11 protein-coding genes are annotated in these 10,326 nt (G+C 67.3%); 7 read left to right on the top strand and 4 right to left on the bottom strand.

All coding sequences use genetic code 11. The features are described 5' to 3' along the window. Positions 1-292 precede the first annotated feature (292 nt). Complete coding sequence (locus ACWDTP_RS34015) at positions 293-2,125, top strand: serine/threonine-protein kinase (RefSeq protein ID WP_450027626.1); 1,833 nt, start codon at positions 293-295, stop codon at positions 2,123-2,125. A 19-nt stretch (positions 2,126-2,144) separates the two neighbouring features. On the opposite strand, the gene ACWDTP_RS34010 is transcribed toward ACWDTP_RS34015, so the two are convergent. After that, positions 2,145-2,510 (bottom strand): cupin domain-containing protein, encoded by a 366-nt coding sequence (locus ACWDTP_RS34010; RefSeq protein WP_450027625.1) that lies wholly within the window; start codon positions 2,508-2,510, stop codon positions 2,145-2,147. Positions 2,511-2,538: 28 nt separating this feature from the next. Further along, positions 2,539-3,012, bottom strand: coding sequence for a MarR family winged helix-turn-helix transcriptional regulator (locus tag ACWDTP_RS34005; RefSeq protein WP_450027624.1), 474 nt, complete (start codon positions 3,010-3,012; stop codon positions 2,539-2,541). Between the two features lie 95 nt (positions 3,013-3,107). Here ACWDTP_RS34005 and ACWDTP_RS34000 point away from each other — a divergent pair, with 95 nt between their 5' ends. From ACWDTP_RS34000 to ACWDTP_RS33985, 4 genes are all read left to right on the top strand, one after another. Beyond that, positions 3,108-3,617 (top strand): DoxX family protein, encoded by a 510-nt coding sequence (locus ACWDTP_RS34000; protein ID WP_450027623.1) that lies wholly within the window; start codon positions 3,108-3,110, stop codon positions 3,615-3,617. Next, positions 3,614-4,087: a pyridoxamine 5'-phosphate oxidase family protein gene (locus ACWDTP_RS33995; RefSeq protein ID WP_450027622.1), complete on the top strand. Its 474-nt coding sequence runs from the start codon at positions 3,614-3,616 to the stop codon at positions 4,085-4,087. Before ACWDTP_RS34000 ends, ACWDTP_RS33995 begins: the two co-directional genes overlap by 4 nt. Before the next feature lie 91 nt (positions 4,088-4,178). Beyond that, positions 4,179-4,514, top strand: coding sequence for a hypothetical protein (locus ACWDTP_RS33990; RefSeq protein WP_450027621.1), 336 nt, complete (start codon positions 4,179-4,181; stop codon positions 4,512-4,514). Positions 4,515-4,598: 84 nt separating this feature from the next. Continuing rightward, positions 4,599-5,837: an MFS transporter gene (locus ACWDTP_RS33985; RefSeq protein ID WP_450027620.1), complete on the top strand. Its 1,239-nt coding sequence runs from the start codon at positions 4,599-4,601 to the stop codon at positions 5,835-5,837. On the opposite strand, the gene ACWDTP_RS33980 is transcribed toward ACWDTP_RS33985, so the two are convergent. Beyond that, entirely contained in the window at positions 5,788-6,948 is a 1,161-nt protein-coding gene (locus ACWDTP_RS33980) for an epoxide hydrolase family protein (protein ID WP_450027619.1), read from the bottom strand. The genes ACWDTP_RS33985 and ACWDTP_RS33980 overlap by 50 nt on opposite strands. An 81-nt stretch (positions 6,949-7,029) precedes the next feature. On the opposite strand from ACWDTP_RS33980, the gene ACWDTP_RS33975 reads away from it, so the two are divergent. Together ACWDTP_RS33975 and ACWDTP_RS33970 are read left to right on the top strand one after the other, a co-directional pair. Then, complete coding sequence (locus ACWDTP_RS33975) at positions 7,030-7,608, top strand: CGNR zinc finger domain-containing protein (protein WP_450027618.1); 579 nt, start codon at positions 7,030-7,032, stop codon at positions 7,606-7,608. An 86-nt stretch (positions 7,609-7,694) separates the two neighbouring features. Continuing rightward, a complete protein-coding gene (locus ACWDTP_RS33970) occupies positions 7,695-9,116 on the top strand; it encodes an FAD-binding oxidoreductase (protein WP_450027617.1) in 1,422 nt (473 codons plus the stop codon). A gap of 18 nt (positions 9,117-9,134) precedes the next feature. Here the strand turns inward: ACWDTP_RS33970 and ACWDTP_RS33965 are convergent. After that, positions 9,135-10,326 (bottom strand): alpha/beta hydrolase-fold protein (locus tag ACWDTP_RS33965; protein ID WP_450027616.1); only part of this gene is annotated, 1,192 nt, incomplete at its 5' end.

Genomic DNA, 10,326 nt, shown 5'->3' with positions numbered 1-10,326 from the left:
CCCCATCAGTCACATAAGCAACATGCCTGGCAAATCCCAGTGTCACACAACGACACGCCGATCACCCAGGAAATAAGTGCGGCTGTAGTACTAGGGCACGCCTAGGGCTGATCTGCGACTGCCTTAACGACGATGTCATCACGGCTGCTGGCGCCCCACACCTTTGGCGATTCGGCTGTCCGCCCGGTCCTCGGGCAACAGACCGGGCGGCAGATTCCTGTTTTTACTGGCTGACCAGCGAAAACAGCGACAGCTCGGTGGCCGGTTCGCGTTCGTTTGTAGGCTCCGACATATGCCGTTCAACGCCGATGACGTCTTCGCTGGGTACACCATCCAGCGGCTCCTCGGCTCCGGCGGCATGGGAGAGGTCTACCTCGCCCAGCATCCCCGTCTGCCCCGCCTCGACGCGCTCAAGATTCTGTCGGCGAACGCGACGCGCGACGCCCAGTTCCGGACCAGGTTCACCCGGGAGGCCGAGCTCGCCGCGACGTTGTGGCATCCACACATCGTCGGTGTGCACGACCGTGGTGAATTCGAAGGCCGGCTGTGGATCTCGATGGACTACGTGGAGGGCACCGACGCCCGTCACCTGCTCGAGCGGCAGTATCCGTCGGGCATGCCCTATCGGGACGTCGTGGAGATCGTGACGGCGGTCGCCGAAGCGCTCGACTTCGCCCACGAACGACGCCTACTGCATCGAGACGTCAAACCGGCGAACATCCTGGTAACCGAACCGACGGCCAGCGCTCGCCGACGCGTACTGCTCACCGATTTCGGGATCGCCAGGGAAGCCGACGACGTGAGCGGTCTCACGGATACCAACATGGCTGTCGGCACCATCGCCTACGTCGCGCCCGAACAGCTCACCAGCAAAACGCTCGATGGTCGGGCCGATCAGTACGCCCTGGCCGCGACGGCCTTTCAGCTGTTGACCGGCGCGCCCTTGTTCGGCGATGCCAATCGCATCGTCGTCGCAGGCAAACACCTCAACGAACCTCCGCCTGCGCTGTCTCAGCGCCGCCCCGACCTCGCCCACCTCGACGCGGCGATGGCGAAGGCCCTGGCCAAGCAGCCGGACAAGCGCTATCCGCGGTGCGTCGACTTCGCCCGGGCACTGGGCGGGAGCCTGGATGAGGCGACCGCGCCCGAGCCGGCACTGGAGCAGACCGCGCCCGAGCCGGGACCACACACCGCGCCGATGGCGATGCCCGGCGGCCCAGATCCGGCCAGCTCCTCGCACACCAGGCGGTTGGACGTACTCACGGTGCTCGGCACCGCCCGTGCGGTCCAGAAACACCCGGCCGGAGCCGACACTGACGAGGAAGTCTGGTCCTTCTACGTAGAGCGATACGAGTCCACAGGCGAAGCGAGCACCGTCGTACCGGTCGAACTGCGTGGCGACTCCATCACCGGCGAACTCTCCGACGGGGACGTCGTGGAGGTCAGCGGATTCTGGGATGACCAGACACTGTTCGCCGACTCGGTGATCAACCACTCGTCCGGTCCGCGCGGCCGCCGGCGCACCTCGTTCGAGGTGAAACCGGGTAAGCGGTCCGCACGCACGTCGGGCCCGCTGCGCATCGCCGTTCTGCTGGCCGTGATCGCGGTCGCCGTCGCGACCGCGATCTATTTCGTCACTGGCGGCTTCGGCGTGTCAACGCAGGGTGGCCCCGGCCCGCTGGTTGCGCCGGAGAGCGCGACGGTGTTCTCCCCCGGCGGCGCCCCTGACCACCCGGATCGGGCGGGTCTGGCCATCGATGCCGACCCGGGCACGGCCTGGCCCACCGACATCTATCAGGATGCCGCACCGTTCCCCTCGTTCAAAGAAGGCGTCGGTTTGATGTTGCAGTTGCCGGCATCGACGGCATTGAGCGAGGTCACCATCGACGTGCCCAGCACGGGAACCGAGGTGCAGATCCGTGCGGCCGACAGCGCCGACCCGGGCAGTCTGTCCGACACCACCGAGTTGACCCCGACCGTGACGCTGCAACCCGGTGAGAACACCATCACCGTCGACAATCACACGAAAACATCTCATGTGCTGGTGTGGATTTCGAAGTTGGGCACGCTCGACGGGCAGAGCCGCACGAACATCTCCGACATCGAACTGCGGGCCGCGGGTTGACCCAATCCGGCTGGAAGGTCTAGTCGGTCGCGACGTGCGGCGGGTCGTAGATGACGAGGAACACGAGATCCTCGCTGCCCGTATTGACCAGGCTGTGCAGCATGTTCGCCGGAATCTTGACGAAGGTGCCCGGCTTGGTTTCGCGGAACTGCTCACCCAGTTGCACCCGGGCCGTGCCGAGCAGGAAGTAGAACGCATGGTTGTAGTCGTGGTGATGGGGTGCGGATCTCCCGCCGGGACCGAACCTGGTCAGTTGCGCGCTGAACAACTTCGAATACTGGGGGCCGACCAGGTCATCACTGATCCAGAAGTCCGGACCGAGGTCGGTCTGGTGCCAGTCAATGTCGGCCAAGTCGACCACATTTGTCGACGCGGTGTCACCCATTGGATTCTCCTCTCACAACAGGCCGCCGTCACGGTGCGGCCCCGTCCTGTTCTTCGGTTGCCCACCAGGCCAATCCGGCGATGAACCCTCGCTGATCCCGGGGTGAGAGCCGTGCCATGGCCCGCAGGAGTGGTGCGGACCGCACGGTGATGAAGGCCTCGACCGCCGGCCGCGCATTCGGCGAGAGGGACACCAGAGTGCGCCTGCGGTTTTCGGGATCTTCCCGACGTATCACCAGCTCGGCACGACTCAGGTCACCGACGAGTTCGCTTGCGGTGGATAGGGATACGTGCAACCGCTCGGCGATATCGGTCACACTGGCCGGCTCGCCGGCGATGAGTTGGGTGAGGACGGCGGCGTGGCGGCCGGCCAGCCCTTGTTCGCGGAAGATCGTCTGCAACGGTTCCGGCAGCTCCACCCGCGCGCGCCGAAAAGACGGCGCGATGGTTTGCACATGACTGAGTGCGGTGAGCTGCTCTGACGTGGGCCGCTGGTGTGGCATGAGAACCACTCTAGCATTGTTTGTGTTTCCGAACTATTCTGATATTCGAACTTATCTGGTGCCGATGTCACGTCCGACGGGAGAACGGTGATCACATGACTACTGCCCACAACGGCTGGACCGGGCCGTCGCACCGTCGGCACGTATGGTGGGCGGCCACCGTTTTCGCGCGAGCCGCGCTGGCGGCCGCGTTCCTTTCCGCGGTCGCCGATCGGTTCGGGTTGTGGGGCGCCGCGGGCACCGGCAATGTCGCATGGGGAAACTTCGACGCGTTCACCCGATATCTGCATTCCCTTGCGCCGTATCTGCCGTCGGGGTCGCTCGGCGTGGCGGCGTGGGGAGCCACGGCGGTCGAGATCGTCCTGGGCGTCGCCCTGTTGCTGGGCGTGGCGCTGCGGTGGGCCGCACTGGCCAGCGCCGCCACCCTGATCGTGTTCGCGATGTCGATGTTCTTCTTCTCGGGATTCGAAACTCCCCTGAGCGCATCGGTTTTCAGCGCCGCAGCGGCTGCGCTGCTCCTCGCCCTCTGCCCGCTCGGCAGCGACGTCCTGAGTATCGACCACCTGCGCCGGACCGGGCGCACCGAACCGAAAGAGGCGGCGTGAACCTCATCGACGACGATATGCGTGACATCGTGAACAGCGCCAAACTGGCGTTCGTCGCGACGGTCAACCCGGACGGCTCGCCGAACCTGTCCCCCAAGGGCTCGGTCCGTGTCTACGACGACGACCAAGTCGCATTCATGGATATCGCCTCGCCCGGGACCATCGCGAACCTGTCGGCGAACAACCGCATGGAGATCGCCGTCATCGACTTCCTGCGACGTCGGGGTTACCGATTCAGCGGCACCGCCGAACTGCACCGGGCGGGCAGTGCCGTGCACACCTGGTTACAGCAATGGCTGCTCGACCTCAACGGGCCGGGCTACCCCGCCAACCAGGCCGTCGTACTCAAGGTTGAGCGGGTGCGACCGATCCTGTCCCCGGCCTACACCTACGGCGGCGCCGACGAACACTCCCTCGTCACCCAATTTTCGGCCACCTACCTCAACGCCTCGACACCGGCAGACGGCTGACGATTCTGTTGTGAGGACGGCCTTTCGCTACCACCGGCGCCGATCGCGCCGGTGGTAGCGTCGTCACCGCTAGTGGCAAGGAGCCGGCAGAATGACCAGCATGGCGGAGCGCGCCCCGCGACGTGCGGCAGCGTGGATGGCGATCGCGGCGACACTGACGACGGCAGTCGGCTGCGCCGCAGCATCGGACCGACCGGTCGCATCCGACGATGCGGTGACGACGTTGCCCGTCCCGGCCAATGTTCCGCCCTTTCCGTTGCCCAGCGACATTCCACCGGTGCCGCTGCCGAGTGCGGTCCCGAACGTGCAGATGCCGGGCGAGATCCCCCGCGTGCAGCTTCCCGGAGACATTCCGCGGGTCGAGTTGCCCGCCGATATCCCACCGGTTCAACTGCCCGCCGACATTCCCCCGATCACTTTTCCGTAGTCACGGGCACATCGACATCACTCGGCGCTGAGTAACGTTTGTTACATTGTCGGTCGTGACGGTGTTCGCCGCCCTGCAGCAGGTATGAGCTCAACGGTGAATGCGCTACCCCGGTCCCGGTTACTGCCGCTCTACGCGGCCGGTTTCGTCACCGCCTTCGGGGCGCACAGCATCGCCGCGAGCCTGGCCGGCTTCACCGAGTCCGAACACACCAGTCTGCTCGCGTTGGGGCTGCTGCTGGCCGTCTACGACGGCGCCGAAGTTCTCCTCAAACCCGTGTTCGGAACCCTGGCCGACCGGATCGGCGCGCGCCCGGTTCTGCTCGGCGGCCTGGTGGCCTTCGCACTGGCCTCGGCGGCGTTCGTGGTCGCAGGCAACCCCGGCCTGATCGGGCTGGCCAGATTCGGCCAGGGTGCCGCCGCGGCCGCGTTCTCGCCCGCGGCCGGGGCGATGCTGGCCCGGCTCACCCCGACCACCGCACACGGCCGCACGTTCGGCAGCTACGGCGCGTGGAAAGGGCTGGGCTACACCCTGGGGCCGCTGCTGGGCGGCGTCCTGGTCACAATCGGTGGCTACTCGTTGCTGTTCAGCACGCTGGCGGTGCTCGCCGCCGCCGTGGCCGGCTGGGCCGCCGTGGCCGTCCCCGCCGTGGAGGTGCTGCCGAAAGCCCGGCAGACCGTGCTCGATCTGGCCCGCCGCCTGTCCCGAGGTACATTCCTGCGGCCCACGGCGGCGCTGGCCGGCGCCACCGCCGCGCTCTCGGTCGGTGTCGGATTCCTTCCGGCGGTCGGTGCCCGCGACGGGTTAGGGCCCCTGGTCACCGGTGCGGTCATATCGGTGCTGGCCGCTACCGCCGCGCTGATCCAGCCACGCGTCGGACGTGCCCGAGACGCCGGCCGACTACGAGACACCACCGGCATGACCGCCGGGCTATTGCTGGCCGCCACAGGCGCCGTGGCCTCCGCGCTCGTCCCTGGCGTCGTCGGCATCCTGCTGGCCGCGGTGCTCATCGGAGCCGGTACCGGGCTCATCACACCGCTCGGGTTCGCGTACCTGGCCCGGACCAGTCCGCCCGAACGACTCGGCCAAACCATGGGGGCGGCCGAGGTCGGCCGGGAACTCGGGGATGCCGGCGGACCGCTGCTCGTCGGGGCCGTCGCCGCGGTGGTGACCCTGAACGTCGGGCTGTTGGCGCTCGGTGTCGCACTCGCGGCACTGGCTCTGCTGGTGTGGATTTCGGTGGTGGTCACCGCACGGAGAACGACGACACCGTTCACCGATCAGCAGCCAGGACAGCCGCGAGGCCCGCTTGCAGATCCTTGACGAAATACCCGGGAACCTCCAACGACGGGAAATGTCCCCCGGTCTCGGCCGACGTCCACGCCACAATCCGCCGGAACCGCTCCTGCGCCCAGGGGCGCGGGCACTTCTCGACATCGCGGGGATACACGGTGATCGCCGACGGCACGTCGACCCGGAGGTCGGGGTCGAGCGAGTTGTGGCTCTCGTAATAGATGCGGGCCGCCGACGCACCGGTACGCGTCAGCCAGTACAGCGTGACGTCGTCAAGGATGCGGTCCCTCGAAATCGTCTCGAACGGGCTGTCTTCGGTATCCGTCCACTCGGCGAACTTGTCCAGGATCCAGGCGAGAAGTCCCACCGGTGAGTCGACCAGCGAGTAGCCGATGGTCTGCGGCCGGGTTGCCTGCTGCTTCGCGTACGCGGCGCGGTACAGCCAGAAATCGCGGGTCTCCTCGGTCCAGGTGCGCTCGGTCGCGGTCAGCCCGTCCGTGGTCAACCCGGGCGGTGCCTGCGCGGTCGTTGTATGAATGCCCAGAACATGCGCGGGAAATCTGCCCCCGAGGACCGTGGTGATCACACCTCCCCAGTCGCCACCGTGGGCGACGAACGTGCCGTAGCCGAGACGTCCCATCAGTTGCACCCATGCGGCCGCGATCTTTTCGATTCCCCATCCGCTGGTGGCCGGCTTGTCGCTGAATCCAAATCCGGGCAAGGACGGGGCGACGACGTGGAATGCCGGGGCGCCAGAATCTTTCGGATCCGCCAGCTCGTCGATGACGTCGACGAACTCGGCGATGCTGCCCGGCCAGCCGTGCGTCACGATCAGCGGGGTGGCGTCCGCGCGCGCGGATCGGCGGTGCAGGAAGTGGATTCCGAGACCGTCAATGACGGTGCGGAACTGGCCGATCCGGTTGAGGCGCGCCTCGAACGACCGCCAGTCGTACCCGGTGCGCCAGTAGTTCACCACGTCGACGAGGTCACCGAGCGGAACGCCCTGGTCCCAGCGCCGAGGGTCGGGCGCGGCGCGATAGACCGTCTCGGCTTCGGGTAGCCGCGCCGCGGCCAATCGCGTGCGCAGATCGTCGAGTTCGGCGCTGGGCGCGGGGGCGTCGAACGCGTGCACGTCAGCCATGAGACCTCCTGGGCATTCGGAACCGGCTAAGACGGTTCTAACATGTTCCGGCTCCGACCTGCAACCGTCTAAGGTGGTTCTATGCGTGCTGGGTTCCCCGACTTCCGTCTCGGGAGCGTGCTGTCGACCAGCTTCACCGGGACGTTGTCGGAGCGTCACGGCCAGGCGGTGGAGCGCATTCCCACCCCGCAGCGACTCGCCGACTGGTTGGCGGTGAATGGCCTGGCCGTGGCGTCCTGCACCGTCGACCAGCTCGAACTCGCTTGGGAACTACGGGAATCGATTCATGCCGCCGCGACGGCGGCCGCGATCCGAGACGCGCTCCCCGCGTCTGCCATCCAGGTCATCAATGACCGCAGCGCTCGGGGACGGGCCGCAGCCGTCCTGACGGCCGAGGGCACGCGGCGATGGCGACTCGGTTCGGATTCCTGCGTGGAAGACGCGCTGGGCGTGATCGCCGCCGACGCGATCAGCATCATCGCGGGCGAACGAGACGGAAAATTGGCCCTGTGTGCGTCGCCGACCTGCCGGGCCGCCTTCTTCGACAGCAGCCAGAGTCGCACCCGCAGATGGTGCGACATGAACACGTGCGGGAATCGTGAGAAGAAAGCGCGCTTCAACGCCAACAAGCGCAAAAGTCCCGGCTCGGGACGTCGGTAGGCATTGGCCTCGCGATACCGCGATGGCATCGACGGATGCCCAAATGAACTTGGACACCCCGCTTCGGCCACTTCTACCATCACACGGTGATTGATTCGGACGACATCGTCGGACGCCTGGCACAAGTGGTCGGACCGTCCGGGATCGTCACCGACCCCGCGGACATGGCCGGCTACCTCACCGACTGGCGCGGTGCGTATCGGGGAACCGCGCGGGCCGTCGTCCGCCCGGCCGCTACCACGGAGGTCGCCGAGGTGGTCCGGCTCTGCCATGAATCCGGGGTGGCCATCGTTCCCCAGGGCGGCAACACGGGGATGTGCGGCGGGGCGGTTCCCGACGCGTCCGGACGCCAAGTGGTGGTGTCACTGAGCCGCATGCGCGAAATACGCGACATCGACGTGGCGAACCAGACCGTCACCGTCGAGGCGGGCGCGGTGCTGCAGACGGTACGGGATGCGGCGGCCCGCGCCGGCAAGCTGTTCCCGCTTTCGCTTGGTGCACAGGGAAGTTGCACGATCGGTGGCAATCTCGCAACCAACGCGGGAGGTACCGCAGTGCTTCGCTACGGGACGATGCGTGAGCTCACCCTCGGGCTTGAGGTGATACTGCCCGATGGCCGGATCTTCGACGGGTTGCGCGGATTGCGCAAGGACAACACCGGATACGACCTCAAACAGCTCTTCATCGGCGCCGAGGGCACGCTCGGAATCATCACCGCCGCGGTGCTCAAACTGTTTCCGGCCGTGCGCAGCCGGGCCACCGCATGGGTCGCGATGGCCGACACCCGGGCCGCGGTCGACCTGATCGGGGTCGTTCGCGACGTCGCCGGCGACCGCCTGACCGGCTTCGAGCTGATGTCGCGCCAGAGCATCGAATTCGTCCTGCGCCACGGGGCACACATCCGCGACCCGTTCGACACGCCGCATCCGTGGTATGCACTCGTGGAACTCGACGACGCGTTGCCGGACGCGGGCCTCGACGATGTGCTCGCACAGGCGTTGGACCGGGCCACCCGCCTCGACCTGATCAGGGACGCCGTCATCGCATCCTCGGCGGCCCGGTCGGCTGCGCTGTGGGCATTGCGCGAAGGTATCTCGGAGGCTCAGAACCACGAAGGCCCCAGCCTCAAACACGACGTCACGGTCCCGGTGGGCAGCATTCCCGAGTTCGTGGCCCGCACCGACCGGGCGCTCGCCGAGGTCGTGCCGGGCATCCGCATCGTGACCTACGGTCACGTCGGCGACGGCAACCTGCACTACAATCTCAGCAAGCCGGTCGGATCCGAGGACGACGCCTTCCGGGCCAGGGCGACCGAGCTCGCCACCGTCGTCTACGACCACACGGCGGCGCTCAACGGCAGCATCAGTGCCGAACACGGATTGGGACAAGCCAAGGTCGGCGTCCTGGCGGGCTATAAGAGCGGTTGCGAACTGTCCGTGATGCGTGCGGTCAAGCAGCTGTTCGATCCCCGCGGCCTGATGAACCCGGGCAAGGTGGTGCCGGCCTGACCCACGGCCGGTGTCACCTCACACCTGAGGACTCGACGTCGGGACGACGGCCGCGGGCCGGAGCCGGGCCAGGATGCCCTCGAGGTCGATGGCGAACTGGTCGGGCCGGAAGACGTGGCCGCCGGGCACCTCATGCCCTTCGTGCGGGATGCCCGCGGCGCTGAGTCGTTCGCGGAACTCGCGCTGGCCGGCAAGCACCTGGGTCTCCTGCACGCTGTCGAACCAGTTCACCGGATCCAGGCTGTTGCCCGCGACGAGGAAGATCCGCTTGTTGCGGTAGCTGTCGATCCGCTCGACCGGATTGTCCGCGCTGACCCTGGCCTCGTCCCATGGCACGCCGTAAACCGTTGCGCCGCCCAGCTCCACGGCGGCCGAGCTCAGGTTCGCCCAATGCACGACGAGGCCGAACTCGCGGCGCAGGCTGGCCGGGCCGGAGTGGGCGCTGACCGAGGCGAAGTGGCCGTAATACTTGGCCGTGTACTTGAGTGCACCGAACCCACCCATCGAGAACCCGGACACCGCACGGCCGTCGTACTCGGCGTACGTTCGAAAATTCGCCTCGATCCACGGGATCAGCTGGGCCATGTGGAAGGTCTCCCAGTTCCGCGGGCCGACGAAGGAGCCGACCGGGTTGGAGTACCAGCCCGCCTGCCCGCCGTCGGGCATCACGACGATGATCGGCTTTCCGGCGGTCCACCCGCGGATGCCCAGGAAGTCGAACTGGCGGAAGTCCGCGGCACCGCCGTGGAGCATGTACAGCACGGGATAGGTGCGCCCGCTGGTGCGGTAGTCCTCGGGAAGCAGCACGTTGACGCCGGGATTCCAGCCGATCGCGTCGGTCTGGAACCGGTAGTACCACAGGCGCGGGTCGTTCTCGTTGCGGTCGACGATGTGGAGCCCGAAACCGTCGGTGCGCCCGGCGAATATGACCAGGCGCCGGCCTGCGCCCGCGGCGTCGGCTTTGGCGATGCCGTTCACCGCGGCGATCGGCTGCTGGAAGGCCGGGTCACCGTAGAACCGCGTCGCCAGCGTGTCCAGGGTGTCCCCCGCGGCGACGGTGTGCCGGGTGATATCGGGGACGATCAACCGCTGCCCCGCGCCGACCGCGGTGTCGCGGCCGATTCCGCTGGCATCGGCGATCAGCCACCCCAGCTGCGGGTCACCGTAGAACCGCGTCGCCAGCGTGTCCAGGGTGTCCCCCGCGGCGACG

It is taken from the genome of Mycobacterium sp. NPDC003449 (assembly GCF_053588415.1).
This window is presented reverse-complemented; position numbering and strand designations above follow the sequence as displayed.